This is a genomic window from Pseudogemmobacter humi, assembly GCF_900609055.1.
Lineage (GTDB): Bacteria > Pseudomonadota > Alphaproteobacteria > Rhodobacterales > Rhodobacteraceae > Pseudogemmobacter > Pseudogemmobacter humi.
Genome location: NZ_UXAW01000100.1, coordinates 1 through 16714, shown reverse-complemented (window position 1 = coordinate 16714; position 16714 = coordinate 1). Strand labels below are relative to the sequence as shown.

The following is a 16714-nucleotide window of genomic DNA, read 5'->3' as shown; positions in this document are numbered from 1 at the left end:
CCCCCACGCCCGAATCTGCGCGACAAGCGCGCCATCCTCGGTCACAGTGGTCACAGGATCCGGGCCGATGGTGGCGCCGATGCCGCCCCCCGCCCGGACCAGCTCTGGCGAGAGGAGGCTCAACATGGCCCGGAATGACCACGGCACCCCATCCGGCCGCTGCGCGGTGCTTGCAGGCCCGCAGGGCAGCGGCAAGACCACGCTTTTCGAGGATATGCTGTTCGCCGCGGGCGCCGTCCCCCGACGCGGCACGGTGAAAGACGGCACCACCACCGGCGACACCGCCCCCGAGGCGCGCGCCAGGCTGATGTCGGTCGAGCCCAATATCGCCGCTTTCGACTACCTCGGCCAGGGCTGGACGCTGATCGACTGCCCCGGCGCCGTCGATCTGGCCCATGACGCGCAATGCGCGATGGCGGTGGCCGATGTCGTGGTGGTGGTGGCCGAGCCGGTGCCGGACCGCGCCGCCGCGCTGGCGCCGGTGCTGAAATTCCTCGACGACCGGGAGATCCCGCATATCCTTTACATCAACAAGATGGACCAGCCCGAGGCCTCGGTCCGCGCCACTCTGCATGCGCTTCAGGCGGTTTCCGCCCGGCCGCTGGTCCTGCGCGCGATCCCGATCCGCGAGGGCGGCAAGATCACCGGCCATGTCGATCTGGTCTCGGAACGCGCCTTCCGCTGGAACCCGCACCGGCCCTCGGATCTGATCGCGCTCCCGGACGCCGCCCGCCCCGACGAGGCCGGGGCGCGCAATCTGATGCTGGAGGCTCTGGCCGATTTCGACGACCGTCTGATGGAGGAACTGCTTGAGGAAACCGTGCCGCCGCCGGCCGAGATCTACGAGAACCTCACCCGCGATCTGGCCGCCGATCTGATCGTGCCGGTGTTCTTCGGCTCGGCCGAGAACGAGAACGGCATCACCCGGCTGATGAAGGCCCTGCGCCACGACGCGCCGGGCCCCGAGGCCACCGCCGCCCGCCTGGGCCTGCCCGAAGCCGGGCCGCTGGCGCAGGTGTTCCGCACCGCCTGGGCCGGGCAGCAGGGCAAGCTGTCCTGGGTCCGGGTCTGGCGCGGCGAGGTGAAGGACGGATCGAGCCTTGGCGAGCGGGTCGGCGGCGTGCTCTCGCCCTTCGGCCGGAAACTCACCCCGAAACCCGTGGCCGAGGCGGGCGAGGTGGTGGCTCTGGGCCGCCTGACCGAGGCGCGCACCGGCGATCTGCTGACACCTGCGGGCCGGGCCGGGGCCGACTGGCCCGCGCCGCCCGAACCGGTCCATGCGCTGGCGATCCGGGCCGGGCGGCCGTCCGAAGAGGTCAAGCTCTCGGCCGCGCTGACGCGGCTTTGCGAGGAAGACCCCGCCCTGCGCTGCCAGCATCTGCCCGAGACCGGCGAGACCCTGCTGGAGGGCCAGGGCGAGACCCATCTGGCGCTCGCGCTGGCGCGGATGAAGGCCGACAGCGGGCTGACGGTGACCCGCGAGCGCCCGCAGGTGCCGTTTCGCGAAACGATCACCCGGGGCAGCACGGTTCACGCGCGGCACAAGAAACAATCCGGCGGCCATGGCGAATTCGCCGATGTGACGCTGGAGATCCGCCCGCAACCGCGCGGCGAGGGTTTCGTCTTCGGCGACCGGATCACCGGCGGCGTGGTGCCGAAGCAATATATCCCGGCGGTGCAGAAAGGGGTCGAGGCGTTTCTGGCCAGAGGGCCGATGGGCTATCCGCTGGTGGATGTGGCGGTGACGCTGACCGACGGCGGCTATCACGCGGTGGACAGTTCCGACATGGCATTCCAGAAGGCGGCGCAGAAGGCGATGGCCGAGGCGATGCCCGCCTGCGGCAGTCTGCTGCTGGAGCCGGTGTTGCAGATCGCCATCACCGTGCCCGCCGCATTCACGCCGCGCGTGCAGCGGATCGTGACCGGGCGACGCGGCCAGCTTCTTGGCTTCGACGCCCGCCCCGGCTGGCCGGGCTGGGACGAGGTGCAGGCGCTGATGCCGCAGGCCGAGACCGAGGGGCTGATCGCCGAGATCCGCGCGGTCAGCCTCGGCACCGGCAGCTTCGCCGCGCGCTTCGCCCATCTCCAGGAAACCGCCCCGCCCGCCGCCGCGCGCGCGGCGCGGGGATAGGCCGCCCTGCGGCCGCGCAAAGCGAGGGGATGCGCCCTGCCGGCGCATCCCCTTGCCCAATCGCCCCAATGGCGCGGATCAGAGCCGGAGCCCGGGCCTCCCGCGAGCGGGAGAGTTCTTCCAGACGACAGGCGGGGCCGGATCAGACTCCGTCGGGCCATATCGCCACGGCCACGGGCAGACCGCGCGCGGCCAGCCGTCGGTTGTAGCACGACCGGCTGGCCGCCCGCGACGGGGGCGCCGGGCCTAGCGTCGATCTCGCGCTATCCCGATGCGGGGAGTGTTCGCGGGCGGCTGTCGCCATGCGATCTGCCGACGCGCGAAGGGCGCCGGGCGTCTTGTCCTCAGCGCTCGCGAACCGGGGAACGGCGGGACTTGCAGCCCCGCCCGACGCGGCTGTGCTGCGGCGCAGCCGCGCGGTCATCCGCACGACCCGCCCGCCGTCTCAGGCGGTCACCCGCACCGGCGGCGCTTCGGCGGCGCAAATCGCCTCGACGCCGTTCTGCCGCATGCGGCGCACGAGGCTGCGGCCGGTGCGGCCGTCCATCAGCGCCCGGGCGGGCGGCGGCGGGGCCACGGCCAGCGCGGGCAGGACGGTCAGGATCTCCTCCACCGCGGCGGGACGCAGCATCTTGCGGGCCTCCTTGCCGAACAGCAGCGATTCCGCCGGGGCGCCTTCGGCGAACAGGATCTGATGCCGGTCAAACAGCAGGTGGAAATATTCCACCCCACGGCAGTCCCCGACCACCTCAAGCCCGTCCAGCCCGGTCATATGTTTCGCCGCCAGCAGCACCTCGGGCTCGCCGGTCATGCGTTCGACGATGCGCGAGCGCAGCAGGATGCGGTGCTGCGGCGAGACGGTCAGATCGCGCCGCGGCAGACCCTGGCCGAGGCTGCCGGCACGGATCCGCACCGGGATCAGCCCGGGATCAGCCGCCAGTTCCGCCGCCCCGATCCGGCGCGAGCCGATCCAGCGCAGCACCTGCGGCCCCGCGTCCAGCGTGGTGACCAGATCGCCCGCGCGCAGGGCCTCGACCGCGATCTCGCCGCGCGGCGTCAGGATACGGGTGCCGCGGGCGAAACAGACGACGCCTGTGGTTTCGAACACCAGCATGTCGGACGAGACCGCCACACCGCCGTTCTGGATCCGCAGCCCGCCGCCGACCGCGTTCAGCACGCCGTCGGCATGGTCGGCGATCATCCATTGCAGCGGATTGTTGTAGGTCTGCCCGGGATTGGCGGCATTCCAGGCCGCGAGAGTCGTCTCGTTATACCAGGCGCTCAGATCGACGAAATCGTTGTTGGTGTTGTCGTCGTCATCGATCGGGCCGGTGTTTCCGGCGCCGAAATCGGTGATCAGCACCGCGCCCGAGCCCGGGTACACCACGAAAACGTCATTGCCCGCGCCGCCGGTCAGCGTGTCATTGCCGCCGTCGGCGTGAAGCACGTCGCGCCCGTCGCCGCCGAAGAGCTGGTCGTTGCCCGCGCCGCCGTAAAGCGTGTCGTCGCCGGTGCCGCCGTAAAGCAGATCGTTGCCCGCGTCGCCGAACAGGCTGTCGTTGCCGCTGTCGCCGTGCAGCGTGTCCACGCCATCGCCGCCGTAGAGGGTGTCTTCATCCGCGCCGCCATAGAGCAGATCGTTTCCGGTCCCGCCGTAGAGCACATCGTTGCCCTCGTCGCCGTAGAGCGTATCGGTGCCCTCGTCGCCGTAGACCTGGTCGTTGCCCGAGCCGCCGGAAACCAGATCGTCGCCGCTGCCGCCGTAAACCCGGTCGTCGCCCTCGTCGCCGTAGACGGTGTCGTTGCCCGAGCCGCCCAGCACATAATCGTTGCCGGTGCCGCCATACAGGCTGTCGTCGCCGCCCATCCCGTCGATGGTGTCGTTCCCGGCGCCGCCATAGATGACGTTGGTATAGCTGTCGGCGCCGGTGCCCATCTCGTTGAAGCCGATGAGCACGTCGTCGAAGGCCGAGCCGATGATCCCGTCTATCCCGGAGAGAACATCGCCCGTGGCATGGCCGCCGCTGGCGGTCCAGGTGGAGAGGTTGATGTTCACCGCGGCATCGGACTCGCTGTAGTCCACGATGTCGAGCCCCTGGCCGCCGTTCAGCGTGTCGGCTCCGGCGCCGCCTGCCAGGGTATCGTCGCCGTCGCCGCCGGAGATGCTGTCGCGCCCGGCGCCGCCCGAGAGGTAATTCGCGCCCGCCGTCCCGACGATCGTATCGTTGTAGGCGCTGCCGATGACGTTCTCGATGCTGACATAGGTGTCGCCGGCCGCATGGCCCGAACTGCCGCTGCCGGTCGAGAGATTGACGTTCACCCCGCTGGTCGAGCCGCTGTAGTCGACGGTGTCGATCCCGGCGCCGCCGTCCAGCCGGTCGGACCCGGCCCCGCCGATCAGCGTGTCATTCCCGTTTCCGCCGTAAAGGCTGTCGTTGCCGTCGCCGCCGTCGAGCAGGTCGTCGCCATCGCCGCCGTAAAGGCTGTCGTTGCCGCCGCCGCCATAAAGGCTGTCGTTGCCCGCTCCGCCCGAGAGGATGTTGGCGCCGCTGTTGCCGATCAGCACATCGTCATAGTCGCTGCCGGTGATGTTCTCGATATTGACGTAGGTGTCGCCCTGGGCGTGGCCGCCGCTGCCGCTGCCGCTGGTGAGGTTGACGTTCACCGCAGCATCCGAGCCGCTGTAATCCACCGTATCGGAGTCGGCGCCGCCGTCCAGATAATCCGCCCCGGCGCCGCCGATCAGCGTATCGTTGCCCGAGCCGCCGTAAAGGCTGTCGTTGCCTTCGCCGCCGTCGAGCACATCCGCCCCGGCGCCGCCGTAAAGCTGGTCGTTGCCGAGGCCCCCCGAAAGGGTGTTGGCACCGGTATCGCCGGTGATCGTGTCGTTGAAGGCGCTGCCGATGACGATCTCGATCCCGCTGTAACGGTCGCCCTGGGCATCGCCGCCGGTGGCGGCACTGCTGCTGCCGAGATTGACGTTCACCGCCGCGCCGGAGCCGCTGTAATCGACGGTGTCGATCCCGGCGCCGCCGATCAGGGAATCCGCGCCGGGGCCGCCGATCAGCGTGTCGTTGCCATTGCCGCCGTTGAGCGTGTCATTGCCGTCGCCGCCGTAAAGCAGGTCGTTGCCGTCGCCGCCGGAGAGGGAGTCGTTACCACCCCCGCCATAGAGAACGTCGTCGCCCCCCAGACCATTGAGCGTATCCGCCTGGTCGCCGCTGATGAGTGTATCGTTTCCAGCCGTTCCGTTAATCGTAGCCATCTGCTTCCCACCAGCCCTGCGCGGCACATAAGACCCGTGCTTTAGCGCAGGCAGCGGGACTCCAGTGTGACCGGACTGTGGCGCAGATGAGGCGGCGGTATGGGTCTGCAAAAGGGGCGCAGGCGCCTGCGCGCGGTCCGGCAGGCGCGCTCAGTTCAGCCGCAGGACCGCCGCATTCAGGATCGCGGCGAAGCTGACCCAGAGCAGATAAGGCAGGAACAACAGCGCCGAGACCGGCTCACGCAGGCGGGCGCGCAGGATGAAAAGGACAATCGTCACCAGCAGAAGCGACACGACCGCCAGCGCCGCGCCGATGGCGCCAAGGCCGAAGAACACCGGCGACCAGGCGAAATTCAGCGCGAGCTGCGCGCTCCACAGGGCGCGCAGCCCCGGATCGCCGGCCCGGTTCCAGACCCGCCAGCCGGTGATGCCGATCAGGACACAGAGCGCGGCCCAGGCCGGCCCGAACACCTGCGCCGGAGGATTGAAGGCGGGCTTTTCAAGCTGCTCATACCAAAGGCCCGGCTGAAACAGCCAGCCGATCAGCAGCCCCGGGATCAGCACGCCCGCGGCGAACAGCGCCATTTGCACCATCGGATTGCGCATCTGCGGCCCCGCGCTCAGTTTTCCGGCGCCGGCGGCGCGTCCTGGCCGCCGGAGGATGGATGCAGTCCGTCCGTCTCCGGCCCGTCGGGCGAATGCGTCTTCTCAAGTTTTTCTTCCGCCACCCGCCGCTTGTCGGGCCCGGTCGAATCCCACAGGATTTTGGGATGTTCCATCGTGATCCTCCGCGCCAGTCGCCTCAGATCAACCGCCCGGGGGAAGTTCGGTTCCGTGGCCGTGGCCGCCCCCGGCGAGGCGAGGCGGGGCCGGGGCTGACCACCTGCCGCCTGCCCTCCCGCCGCCGGTCGCCCGGCGGCGGGGCGCGCGGTCACACCTCGACCGCGACGCGGCCCATCGGATGCGAGCAGCAGGCAAGGATCCAGCCCCCGGCGATATCCTCGTCCGAGATGCCGCCGTTGTGGACCATATGCACCTCGCCCTCGGTCTTTCGCACCTTGCAGGTGCCGCACAACCCGAAGGTGCAGCCCGAGGGGATGTTCAGCCCCGAGCGTTTGGCCACCGCGAGAACGGTGTCGGTCTCGGTGCAGGCCGCGGTCACGCCGCTGGCGGTGAAGGTGATCTGCGCCGCGCTTTCGGCGTCGGGGGTGGTGTCCTCGATCACCGGCGCCTCGGCCTCGCTGCGCACCGGCGCGCCGAAACTTTCCTGGTGGTAATGCTCCATGTCGAAGCCCAGCGAGATCAGCATCTCGCGCACCGCCTGCATGAAGGGCTCGGGGCCGCAGCAGAACACCTCGCGCTCCAGGTAATCCGGCGCCATCAGGCCCAGCATGATCTGCGACAGCCGCCCCTCATAGCCGTGCCAGGTGCGGAAACTGTCCGCCTCTTCCACGGTGAAGCGCAGCTTCAGCCCGGGCACGCGGTTGGCGAACTGCTCCAGCCGCTCGCGGAAGATGATCTCGGACGGGCGTTTCGCGGCATGGACGAAGACGATATCCGGCATCTCGCCCGAATCCCAGGCCCAGGTCGTCATCGACATCATCGGGGTGATGCCGGATCCGGCCGAGATGAACAGATATTTCTTCGCCTTGTGGCGGTGGGCGCTGAAGATCCCGTTCGGCCCGAAGGCGCGGATCCTCATTCCCGGTTTCAGATGGTCGAGCATCCAGCGCGTGCCGATACTGTCCCTTTGCGCCTTGACCGTGACCGAGATCGACAGCGGCCGCGAGGGCGAGGACGATATCGTATAGGTGCGCTGCACCGCGCCCCCCGGCACCGGCAGGTCGAGCGTGACGAACTGGCCCGGCTGATAGTCGAACCACGCGCCCGAAGGCGCGCGGAAGGTGAAGGTGGCGGTGTCCTCGGTCTCGGGCACCACCATGGCGCATTCGAGAGGCTCGCTGTCGGACCAGGGCTCCGCCGCCCAGTTCATTTGCGCTTTGGCCATCCGCTCACTCCGCCGCCAGGGCCGGCTGCGGGCCGAGACGTTCCGTCATCACACCGCAATACCAGTCGATGAACTGAATCACGCCTTCCTCCTGGATTTTTGAGTAGGGGCCGGGCTCGTAGGCCGGGGACAGGATCCCCTTCTGGTTCTCCTCGACCACCTGGCGGTCCTCGTCATTGGTGTTCAGCCAGACCCGGGTCAGGGTTTCCAGATCGTAATCCACCCCCTCGACCGCATCCTTGTGCACCAGCCATTTCGTGGTGACCTGGGTCTCGGTCGGGCTGATCGGCAGAATGCGGAAAACGATGGCGTGATCGGCGAGGAAATGGTTCCAGGTGTTCGGATAGTGGAAGAACAAGAGCGAGCCCGCGTCGTTGAACGGCATCGCCCCCATCCGCTTCGAGACCGCCGCCTTCGTCGACATCGTATAGCTCTCGGCGTTGTTCAGCAGCGGAATCCGCGCCAGCCGCCATTGCATCCTGGCATGGTTGGTGAAGCGCGAGGGCAGGCCCGCCGCCTCGCAGCGTTTCCAGTGGTCGAGAATGTCGGGGCTGGCGGAATCGGGCCCTTCCATCGCGGTCATGCGCGGATTGTCGGAATAGGTCCGGCACAAGGACGGATGCGAGCCGCCGCAATGGTAGCATTCGCGGTTGTTCTCGATCACCAGCTTCCAGTTGCCGTTCTCGATGATGGTCGAGGAGAAGGCCACCTTCGCCTCCGCCAGCCCCGAGGGCGCAAGGTAAGAGGTCAGCTTCGGCGCGAGGTCGCTGATCGCGGGCGGCACCTCGGCGAGGCAGATGAAGACCATCCCGCCCAGATCGACGCAATGCACCTTCTTGAGCCCGAATTTCGCGGCGTCGAAATCCTCGCCCATATCGCGGGCGAAGATCAGCTTTCCGTCCAGATCGTAGGTCCACTGGTGATAAGGGCAGACCAGTTTCGGCGTGGTGCCCGAGGCTTTGGAACACAGCCGCTGGCCGCGGTGGCGGCAGACGTTGTGAAAGGCGCGGATGCGCCCGTCGGCGCCGCGGATCACCACCACCGGATAGGCGCCGATCTGAAGCGTGGCATAGGCGCCGGTCTTGTCCAGCTCGCAGGCCGGAACGGCGAACAGCCATTCGCGATACCAGATATGGTCGAGATCGGCCGCCAGCACGCCCGGATCGCAATAGAGATCGCGGTCGAGCGAGAAATCGGCACGGCGCGCGCCGAGGCGCGCAAGAGTTTCGGACTGGCTCAGCATCTGCTGCCCTCAGGTTTGGCCCGCGCATCCCCGCACGGGTGAATTTGACTTGCAGCGAAGACAGGAAGCGGCAGACCGGAGCCTCGGCCCCGGAACCCCCGCACCCCGCCGCCCGCCGCGGCTCGTACGTTTCGCGCAAGGCTGGTTTCCGGGCTGCGGAAGCGGCCGGTCCTGAAGCGTCAGGCCAGTCCCTGGAGGCGACACCTTCCCGGGGGGAGCCCCCAGTGGTTTCATGTCGCGCCCTCTCCCGTCACCGTTGCGGGGGCAGCGCCGGTCTTGCACCGGCTTCCCAATTCTCCGCTGTCGCCAGCGGCACCTTGCGCGGCCAAACCACCATATTCGCGCGGATCCGGCTGGATCGTTTGCGACACTCCGCGCGCCGTGAGGGACAGCGCCCCGAAGAAAGCGCGGGAGAGACCGGGGGAGCGTTTGCCGCAACAACGCGCCCGTCCCCTGACTGAGCCTGCCCCGACAGGAGACGGCACCGGATGCCGGCCCCCTCCCCCTAAGCGAAAGACATCACGATTTCCCGCATGCGAAGGCCAATGCCTGCCCGACGGCCCCCGCAGATCGGGGCCGCAGGGCAGTTTCCCCGGGCGCTCCTCACGCCCTCGACCTGGCCCATACGCCACGCCAGTACATTGATGCAGAAGAATGGTGCCCCCAGAGGGACTCGAACCCCCGACCCTCTGATTACAAATCAGATGCTCTACCAGCTGAGCTATAAGGGCATTCCAGCGCCTGCGCCGCCCCGCTGCGGGGGTTGCAGACCGTCCGGTATCCGCCGCCGGGACGGATACGATCACGGCCCCGCGGCAGAGCCTGCTGCTAGCACGAAAGACACGCCGCCGCAACTGCCGCGCCAGCCGCGGTCTCGCCCCCGGCCCGCCCGGGGCCACAGGACACGCCTGCCGATAAATCCCCGATAAATCGGCGAAAGCCGTTTGCGCGGGACGAAAACGCCGTATATTTGCGGCCTCGACCATCCCGCCCGAAGCGGGGGGCGACAAGGAGCCGGGCAGACCGAACCCATGCGCATCGTCTATCATCTGGGTGCCCATTGCACCGATGAGGAACGGCTGATCCGTTGCCTTCTGAAAAACCGCGCGGCGCTGGCCGGCCAGGGAATCCTGGTCCCCGCCCCCACCCGCTACCGCCGCCTGCTGCGCGACACCGCGGTGCAGCTGCGCGGCGCCGCCGCCACCATCGAGACTCAGGCCCTGGTGCTGGAACAGATCATGGACGAGGACGAGGCGGAACGGCTGATCCTCAGCTGGGACAGTTTCCTGTCCTTTCCGCAATGGGTGCTGCGCGGCCAGCTCTACGGTTTCGCGGGCGAAAGGATCCGCGCCTTCACCCAGATCTTCCCCGAGATCGAGGCCGAGTTCCACCTGGCGATCCGCAATCCGGCGACCTTCCTGCCCGCCCTCTTTGAGAAGCAGCGCGGCGCGAAGAGCTATGAGGAATTCATGGAAGGCGCCGATCCGATGGATCTGCGCTGGTCGGATGTGGTGCGTCAGATCGTGGCGCAGAATCCGGGGGTGCCGCTGACGATCTGGTGCGACGAGGACACGCCGCTGATCTGGCCCGAGGTCTTGCAGGCGGTGGCCGGATTCGACGACGGCACCGAACTCGAAGACACCGACGAGCTTCTGTCGCTGATCATGGCCGGGGACGGGCTGGCGCGGATGCGCAGCTATATGGCAAGCCATCCGCCCTCGTCCGTCGGCCAGCGCCGCCGGGTGGTTTCGGCCTTCCTCGACAAATTCGCCCTGCCCGAGCGGGTGGCGATGAGCTTCTCGATGCCGGGCTGGAGCCAGGACACCGTCGAAGAGATGACCCGCCGCTACCAGGACGATATCGCCGCCATCGCGCAGATCCCCGGCGTGAGCATGATCACCGCCTGAGACGGCGCGGCCCCCGCGCCATTCGATGGTTCAGGCGGGGTTTCGCCGGAGTGCCGAGGCCGGATCGGCGCCCTCACGCGACTGTGCGCCCGCCCGGTGCGGTGACGGCTTGACGCTGCGGGGCGCGGGCGGGATTCATGGTTGAGAGACATCCGGCCCGCGGCACCGCGGCAAACCGGAGCGCGCGGGAGGGAGCAGATTTGAGTGCAGTCACCACGGCGGAAAAGGCGCTGCAACGCTCGGGCAGCCGCCCGCTTTCGCTGAGCCGCCCCGCGCTTCCGCGGCTCACCGGCTTTTGCGCCGCCCTCGGCCTGCTGGCGGGCGCGGGCCAGGCCCGGGCCGCCGACTGGCCGTTCGAGGGCCTCTGGGACTGCGAGGTCGGCGTCTTCGAGTTCACGGAAACCACCTATGACCCCGGCAATGCGCCGATGGAGATCGTCGATGTGGCGCCCGAGGGCGATACATTCACCCTGACCTTCAGCGACAATTACCAGCTTTCGCTGGCGATGAATCCCGACGGCACCATGACCTGGTATTCGCCGGTCAGCGGCGACAGCTTCCTGTGCCGCCGCGCGCCCTGATCCGCTCCGCCACGCGCGCCCTTTCCTTTCGGGAAAGCGGCGGTTATCCCTCGGGGAAATGCGATCCACGAGGGAGTTCAACATGAGCGGCGAGATCAAACGGTTCGGCATCGGGGCACGGATGTCCGAGGGCGTGTCCTGCAACGGGATCATCTGGCTGGCGGGCCAGGTCGGCAAGCCCGGCGACAGCGTGGCGGATCAGACCCGCACCTGCCTGGCCGAGGTGGACCGCATCCTCGCCGAAGCCGGGACCGACAAGACCCGCATCCTCTCGGCCCAGATCTGGATGGCCGATATGGCGGATTTCGCCGAGATGAATTCGGTCTGGGACGCCTGGGTGCCGCAGGGCCACACCCCGGCCCGCGCCACCGGCGAGGCGAAGCTCGCCACCCCCGACTACCGCGTCGAGGTCATCGTCACCGCCGCGCTGAAATAAGCGCGGATCCGGTTTCTTCAAAGAAACCGGACCAATTCCTTTGAAGGAATTGGCCAAATTCGTTCCAACGAATTTGAAGAGGGCCCCACGGCCCTCTTTTCTTTTGCTCCCCCCGCAGGAAGTCCCGGGCCGCGGGCGCATGGAAATCCGGGCTGCGCCCGCCCCACCCGACCGCGTTCGGGCAAGTGCGTTCCCTGAGGGCGACCCCTGCCCCGCCGCAGCGGTTTACGATCTGCCGAGGGCCGCCGGATCGAACGCGCCACCTGCGGGGCCGGAGACATGGCGCGGACGAGGACCGGAACCCGTCCGGGGACATCTGAACGTGGCAGATTGCGAAGCCACCGCCTGTTCGCTGTGCAAGCGCCGCATCCGCTGCTGCGATGCGCAGATCTTTCCCGGCTTCGTCGCTTTCGCGCAGTTTCGTGACCCGTCCGGCAACCGTCTGCGCATGTGCGTCCCGGCTTACCCCCTCAGGAATGCAACCAGCGCCGCGGTCGAGCCGTCCTTGCCCCCGGCGCTCTCACGGCCTTCGAGGATCGGCTGCAACGCCAGCGCCAGTTCCTTGCCCAGTTCCACCCCCCACTGGTCCCAGGAATTGATCCCGAGGATCACCCCTTCGACGAACACACGGTGCTCATAAAGCGCGAGGACCTGGCCGAGGGTGAAGGGCGTCAGCTTCTCCATCGCGAGCGTGGTGGAGGGCCGGTTGCCCGGAAACACCCGGTGGCGGGCCTGGCGCTCAAGCTCCTCGCCTTCCGGCCCCTTCGCCGCCATCAGCGCGCGGGCTTCCTCCAGCGAGCGCCCCCGCATCAGCGCCTCGGATTGCGCGAGGCAGTTGGCGACCAGCAACAGGTGCTGATGCGCCAGATCGGGCTCGTGGCCGTGACGCGCGACGATGAATTCGCAGGGCACCACCCGGCTGCCCTGGTGGATCAGCTGGTAAAAGGCGTGCTGGCCGTTGGTCCCGGGCTCGCCCCAGACCACCGGGCCGGACTGCACCGTCAGATCGCTGCCGTCGAGCGCCACGCTCTTGCCGTTGCTCTCCATCTCAAGCTGCTGGAGATAGGCCGGCAGCCGCGACAGGCGCTGCTCGTAGGGCAGCACGGCGCGGGTGGGGTAGCCGCAGATCTGGTTGTGCCAGATCCCGGTCAGCGCCAGCGCCACCGGCATGTTCGCCGCGAAAGGCGCGGCCAGGAAATGCTCGTCCATCGCGCGGGCGCCGGACAGGAATTCACCGAACCGCTCCGGCCCGATGGCGATCATCAGCGCCAGCCCGATCGGCCCCCAGACCGAATAGCGCCCGCCTACCCAGTCGCCGAAACCGAACACCCGTTCCGGCGCGATGCCATAAGCGGCGGTTTTGTCGGCGGCGGTCGAGACGGCGGCGAATTGCGCCGCCGGGTCGGCGACACGGCCCGCCATCCAGCGCCTGACAGTATCCGCATTGGTCATGGTCTCGATGGTGGTGAAGGTCTTGGACGCGACGATCACCAGCGTGGTTTCCGGGTTCAGCCCGCGCAAAACGTCATGCACCTGGGCGCCATCGACGTTCGAGACGAAATGCACCCGCGGCCCGTCGTGATACGGCGCCAGCGCCAGCACCGCCATCGCGGGGCCGAGATCCGAGCCGCCGATGCCGATATTGACCACATCGGTGATCCGCTCGCCCTGCCCGGTGAACGCGCCGGAACGCACGGCTTCCGCGAAAGCGCCGCAGCGGCGCAGCGTCTCCGCGATACCGGGAATCACGTCGCGGCCGTCGACCAGGATCCGATGCGCCTCGCCCGCGCGCAACGCGACATGCAGCACGGCGCGGCCCTCGGTCTCGTTGATCTTCTTGCCGGAAAACATCGCCGCGCGCTTCTCGGCCAGGCCGGATGCCTCGGCCAGCGCGATCAGGGCCGCGCGTCCCCCGGCGTCGATATTGGTTTTCGAGAAGTCGAAGAGCAGCCCGTCGGCCCGGACCGAGAAACCGGCGGCGCGGCCGGGATCCTCATCGAACAGCGTCAGGATCCGCCGCCCCGCCACCTGCGCGTGATGCTCCCGAAGGGCCTTCCACTTGTCCGTCATCTCATTCCGCCCAATGCACATCGGCCTGATCCAGCACCGCGCGGATCGGCGCCTGTTCCGGCGGCAGCCCCGCCGCGCGCTCCACCGCCTCGCGCTTGGCGGCGCCGGTGATCAGCACATGGATCTGGATCGCCGCGCGCAGAACCGGCGCGGTCAGGGTGATGCGCGGCTCCACAGCCGCCTCGGCCCGCATCGGCAGCAGCAGCGGAGCATCGGGCGCCAGCGCCTCAGCCAGCCGGTCGGCGCCGGGAAACAACGAGGCGGTGTGCATGTCGCCGCCCATCCCCAGAAGCAGCACCGAAATCGGCAGATGCGGGCGCAGCCCCTCTTCCAGCTCGGCCAAAGCCTCTTCGGGTTCGGCGCCCGGCTTATACAAAGGGATCAGCCGCGCCTTCGCCGCGCGGCCCTTCAGAAGCCGCTCGCGCAACAGATGCGTGTTCGAGCGTTCCGATGTCTCGGGCACCCAGCGTTCATCGTTCAGCACCACCGAGACGAGGCCCCAGTCCAGATCGACGCCCGAGAGGATGTCGAACACCGGCCCCGGCGTAGCCCCGCCCGGCACCGACAGCGTGGCCCGCCCGTCGCGGCGGATGAATTCGGCCAGTTGCCCGGCGATCCGGTCGGCCAGCCGCAGATGCAGGAAATCGCGGTCGGGATATTCGTGGAAATTCATGAGCGGATCTCCCTCCAGCGGCGGTTGTCGCGGTGCATCAGCATCAACGCATCCTCGGGCCCCGAGGTCCCGGGCTCGTAGGGTTGCGGCTTTTCGCCCCGCGCCTCCCAGCCGCCGATCACCGGATCGGTCCAGGCCCAGGCCGCCTCCACCTCGTCGCCGCGCATGAACAGGGTCTGGTTGCCGCGGATCACATCCATGATCAGCCGCTCATAGGCGTCGGGCACATCGTCGAGCGCCTCGCCAAGCGCCTCGGCGAAGGACATGTCGAGCGGCACCTGCACCAGACGCATTCCCCCCGGACCGGGTTCCTTGATCATCACCTTGAGATTCATCCCCTCATCGGGTTGCAGCCGGATCACCAGCACGTTCTCGCGCCAGCCCGAGTGATCGTCAAAGATCGAATGCGGCGGCTCGCGGAAGGTGATGGCGATCTCGGATTCGCGCGCGCGCAGCCGCTTGCCGGTGCGCAGGTAGAACGGCGTGCCCTTCCAGCGCCAGTTCGAGATATGCAGCTTCAGCGCGATATAGCTTTCGGTGCGGCTGTTGCGGTTGTCGGCATCCTCAAGATAGCCGCCCTTGCCGCCCCCGGCCAGATACTGGCCGCGCACGATATCCTCGGGGCGCACGGGGTCGAGCGCCCGGATCACCTTGAGCTTTTCGTCGCGCACGGCGTCGGGGTCGAAGTGATACGGCGGCTCCATCGCGATCAGGCACAGAAGCTGCATGATATGGTTCTGCACCATGTCCCGCATCGCGCCCGCCTTGTCGTAATAGACGCCGCGGCCCTCCACGCCCACCGTCTCGGCGACGGTGATCTGGACGTGATCGACATACTGGCTGTTCCACAGCGGCTCGAACAGGATATTGGCGAAACGCACCGCCATCAGGTTCTGGACGGTTTCCTTCCCCAGATAATGGTCGATCCGGTAGATCTGGCTTTCCGCGAAATGCTGCGCGAGCGCGGCGTTCAGCGCCCGGGCCGAGGCGAGATCGCGCCCGAACGGCTTTTCCACCACGATCCGCGCCTCGGGTCCGGCGATGCCATGGGCGGTCAGCCGCCCGGCGATGGCGCCGAACAGCGTGGGGGCGACCGAGAAATAGAAGGCCTGAACCACATCGGGGCGCACCACGGCCCTGAGCTGCGCCCAGCCCTTGTCGCCGGTCGCATCTATCGCGACATAGGACAGCCGGTCCAGAAACCCGGCCAGCGCCGCCGCGTCCTGGCGGGCGGGCGGCACGTATTCGGCGATGGCGGCGGCGACAGAAGCGCGGAATTCGGCATCGCTCAGCTCTGCCCGCGCCGCGCCGATCACCCGCGCCTCGGGCAGGATCTGCCCCGCAAGCCAGCGCAGGTAGAGCCCGGGAAGGATCTTGCGCCGGGCAAGATCCCCGGTCGCGCCGAAGATCACGAGGTCGAAGACCTCGACCGGAATGACACGCGATGCCATGGCTTCCCCGTCGGTTGCGCGCGCCTTTGCGGAAGGCCCGCTGTTAGCGCTAACTATAGCTGCGGCCGTGTTCCGGCCGCAAGGCCTCCGCCTGTCTAGCATCGCTTTCAGCCGGCGCAAATCATGCAAAGCCCTTCCCGCCCCGGCGCGCGGGATTCCCCCGCTCCGGGTCCCGGACGAAAATCCTTGCCGCCGAAGGGAAGGATGTTGTTAAGCTGCGCCCTGCCCCGGAAAACCGGGAAGACCGCTCCCCTCGCTCTGTGCGGGACGGCGGGCGATTTTCCTTTACGGATACTAATTTTCGCATTGGGAAAAATTCTCTTTGCGAATCAAGAAATCCGTCTCATCCTCTCGCGACATAATGCCGCTTCTGGCCTCGCACGGGCCACCAGACGAGCCATCGGGGCCACCGGACAGGATCCGGGGCCAGCTTTCCGGGAGGAGGGTCGGGTTTGTGCAACTCCAGACTGACCGCACCGGCACCGCCGGGCGATAGCCGCAGCGCTGTCGGGGCCAACGGCACCGCCAGCGCGGGGTTTCGCCAGCCGGGGTTTCGCCAGGCGCAACGCCCCTTTCATCCCGACAGAAACACCCCCACCGGCGGCCCCCGCCGCCGGATGAGGCAAAAACACTGAATGCAGACGGGACAGCCGGATCAGAAAAACCAGCGGCGGCCCGTCTGCTTTTCTCAACAGGAGGGACAGATTTGAGTAATCATGAAGGATCTTCGGGCCGGCCGGAAGGCGGGCTGCATCGGGTGATCGGCTGGCCTGCGGCCTTCTGGGTGGCGGCCGGGGTTCCGGCGCTGGTGCTGTTTTCGATCGGAGGGATCGCGGCGACGGTCGGCACGCCCTCCTGGGTGATCTGGATCATCTCGGTCGGTTTCGGCTTCATCCAGGCCCATACCTATGCCGAGATCGCCGGCCTGTTCCCGTCGAAAAGCGGCGGC

12 protein-coding genes, 1 tRNA gene, 1 pseudogene and 1 riboswitch are annotated in these 16714 nt (G+C 68.1%); of the genes and pseudogenes, 5 read left to right on the top strand and 9 right to left on the bottom strand.

Going from position 1 to position 16714, the window contains the following annotated elements:
- The first annotated feature begins 124 nt into the window (after positions 1-124).
- Entirely contained in the window at positions 125-2131 is a 2007-nt protein-coding gene (locus tag XINFAN_RS17935) for an elongation factor G (protein ID WP_124088244.1), read from the top strand.
- Between the two features lie 445 nt (positions 2132-2576).
- On the opposite strand, the gene XINFAN_RS17930 is transcribed toward XINFAN_RS17935, so the two are convergent.
- The 6 genes from XINFAN_RS17930 to XINFAN_RS17910 form a co-directional block, all read right to left on the bottom strand.
- Positions 2577-5396: a Hint domain-containing protein gene (locus XINFAN_RS17930; RefSeq protein ID WP_124088243.1), complete on the bottom strand. Its 2820-nt coding sequence runs from the start codon at positions 5394-5396 to the stop codon at positions 2577-2579.
- Between the two features lie 150 nt (positions 5397-5546).
- On the bottom strand, positions 5547-6002 hold the full coding sequence (locus XINFAN_RS17925; RefSeq protein ID WP_124088242.1) for a TspO/MBR family protein: 456 nt from the start codon (positions 6000-6002) through the stop codon (positions 5547-5549).
- A 14-nt stretch (positions 6003-6016) separates the two neighbouring features.
- Positions 6017-6175, bottom strand: coding sequence for a hypothetical protein (locus XINFAN_RS21845; RefSeq protein ID WP_160144654.1), 159 nt, complete (start codon positions 6173-6175; stop codon positions 6017-6019).
- 152 nt (positions 6176-6327) lie between these two features.
- Positions 6328-7404, bottom strand: a complete 1077-nt coding sequence (locus XINFAN_RS17920) for an FAD-binding oxidoreductase (RefSeq protein ID WP_124088241.1) — start codon at positions 7402-7404, stop codon at positions 6328-6330.
- A 4-nt stretch (positions 7405-7408) separates the two neighbouring features.
- Positions 7409-8647 carry an aromatic ring-hydroxylating oxygenase subunit alpha gene (locus tag XINFAN_RS17915; RefSeq protein WP_124088240.1) on the bottom strand — a complete coding sequence of 413 codons (1239 nt, stop codon included), beginning with the start codon at positions 8645-8647 and terminating at the stop codon, positions 7409-7411.
- Between the two features lie 122 nt (positions 8648-8769).
- Positions 8770-8982, bottom strand: a riboswitch (cobalamin riboswitch).
- 320 nt (positions 8983-9302) lie between these two features.
- Positions 9303-9378: transfer RNA gene (locus XINFAN_RS17910), tRNA-Thr, on the bottom strand.
- A gap of 300 nt (positions 9379-9678) precedes the next feature.
- Here XINFAN_RS17910 and XINFAN_RS17905 point away from each other — a divergent pair.
- The 3 genes from XINFAN_RS17905 (at position 9679) to XINFAN_RS17895 (ending at position 11571) form a co-directional block, all read left to right on the top strand.
- Positions 9679-10554: a hypothetical protein gene (locus tag XINFAN_RS17905; RefSeq protein ID WP_124088239.1), complete on the top strand. Its 876-nt coding sequence runs from the start codon at positions 9679-9681 to the stop codon at positions 10552-10554.
- Positions 10555-10754: 200 nt separating this feature from the next.
- Positions 10755-11135 (top strand): hypothetical protein, encoded by a 381-nt coding sequence (locus tag XINFAN_RS17900; RefSeq protein WP_124088238.1) that lies wholly within the window; start codon positions 10755-10757, stop codon positions 11133-11135.
- 82 nt (positions 11136-11217) lie between these two features.
- Entirely contained in the window at positions 11218-11571 is a 354-nt protein-coding gene (locus tag XINFAN_RS17895; RefSeq protein ID WP_124088237.1) for a RidA family protein, read from the top strand.
- 462 nt (positions 11572-12033) lie between these two features.
- Here the strand turns inward: XINFAN_RS17895 and pgi are convergent, their stop codons facing one another.
- Genes pgi through zwf form a run of 3 tightly spaced genes read right to left on the bottom strand, consistent with a single transcriptional unit; the run spans position 12034 to position 15765 of the window.
- Positions 12034-13641: a glucose-6-phosphate isomerase gene (gene pgi, locus XINFAN_RS17890; protein ID WP_124088236.1), complete on the bottom strand. Its 1608-nt coding sequence runs from the start codon at positions 13639-13641 to the stop codon at positions 12034-12036.
- 1 nt (position 13642) lies between these two features.
- Positions 13643-14314: a 6-phosphogluconolactonase gene (pgl, locus tag XINFAN_RS17885; RefSeq protein WP_124088235.1), complete on the bottom strand. Its 672-nt coding sequence runs from the start codon at positions 14312-14314 to the stop codon at positions 13643-13645.
- Entirely contained in the window at positions 14311-15765 is a 1455-nt protein-coding gene (gene zwf / locus XINFAN_RS17880) for a glucose-6-phosphate dehydrogenase (protein WP_124088234.1), read from the bottom strand. Before zwf ends, pgl begins: the two co-directional genes overlap by 4 nt.
- A 706-nt stretch (positions 15766-16471) precedes the next feature.
- Here zwf and XINFAN_RS17875 point away from each other — a divergent pair.
- A pseudogene (locus XINFAN_RS17875) lies at positions 16472-16714 on the top strand (amino acid permease); the annotation flags it as partial.